At 72.9% G+C, this 1,327-nt stretch carries 1 protein-coding gene; it reads left to right on the forward strand.

Going from position 1 to position 1,327, the window contains the following annotated elements; genetic code table 11:
- Positions 1–1,327: YhdP family protein (locus B551_RS18220; RefSeq protein ID WP_043441110.1), on the forward strand; the 1,327-nt coding region annotated here is incomplete at both ends.

Consider the following 1,327-nt stretch of genomic DNA (forward strand, 5'->3'; position numbering starts at 1 on the left):
CTGAAGGCGCCGACGCTCGATCTCGACGCGCTGCGCGCGCTGTCGACCGCGATGCCGCTCGATACCGCGCTGGCGCGCAAGGTGCGCGCGCTGCGGCCGTCGGGCCGCCTCGACAATCTCGACATCACCTGGACGCGGGAGCGCGGCGGCCTGCTGCAGCGGCAAGGCGGCCCCACCCGCTACCAGGTGCAAGGCACGCTGCGCAACGTGTCGGTGCGCGAACAGCCGGCCGAACCGGCCTACGACAAGGACGGCCACGCGAATCTGGGCGTGCCCGGCTTCAGCGGCCTGTCCGGCAGCTTCTCCTTCGACCAGCAGGGCGGCAACGCGCGCTTCGAGGGCACCCAGGCCACGCTGACCTTCCCCGGCGTATTCGAAGACCCGCGCCTGCCCTTCGACGAACTGGCCGGCGCGTTCCAGTGGCGGCGAGAGGGCGGCAAGCTGGCGGTGCGCAGCGACGGCATCCGCTTCGCCAACGCCGATACGGCCGGCACCGTGCGCGGCAGCTGGCGCGAAGGCGGCGACGGCCATGCCGGCATTGCCGAGCTCGACGGCCAGCTGGCCCGCGCGCAGGTCGCACGGGTGCCGCGCTATCTGCCGCTGCACGTGCCGGCCAGCACGCGCCACTATCTGGCGGGCGCGCTGGCCGGCGGCGAGTCCGAGGCGGTGCGCTTCCAGGTCAAGGGCGATCTCGCCCACTTCCCCTTCCAAGGCGACGCCGCGCGGCATGGCGACTTCCGCGTCGACGTGCCGCTGCGGCAGGCGTCGTATCAGATCGATCCGCACGGTCCCGACGGCAAACCGCTCTGGCCGCTGTTCACCGAAATCGACGGCAGCCTGCAATTCGAGCGCGGCGCGATGGCGCTGAACGTCGAGCGGGCAGCGGTGCAGGGCCTGCCCGGCGTGGCGCTGCGCGACATCAAGGGCCGCATCGACGAGCTGGACCACCGCGGACGGCTGACGCTGGACGGCAGCGCCAGCGGCCCGATGCAGGGCTTCCTGCGCTATATCGCCAGCAGCCCGGTGCGCGAGTGGACCGGCAACTTCACCGGCGAGGCGCGCGGCCAGGGCAATGGCGAACTGCGGCTGAAGCTCGATCTGCCGCTGGCCGATGCCGCGCGCAGCAAGGTGGACGGGCAGTACCGGCTGACCGGCAACGACGTGGTACTGGCGCCGGGCCTGCCGGTACTGGGCGGCGCCACCGGCACGGTGGTCTTCAACGAGCACGGCTTTCAGCTCGACGCGGTGCGCGCGCGACTGCTCGGCGGCGAGGTGCGCGCCAGCGGCGGCAGCCAGTCCGACGGCACGGTGCGCGTGACCGCGGCCG

Origin of the sequence: Cupriavidus sp. HPC(L), from assembly GCF_000307735.3 — a bacterium.
Taxonomy (GTDB): domain Bacteria; phylum Pseudomonadota; class Gammaproteobacteria; order Burkholderiales; family Burkholderiaceae; genus Cupriavidus.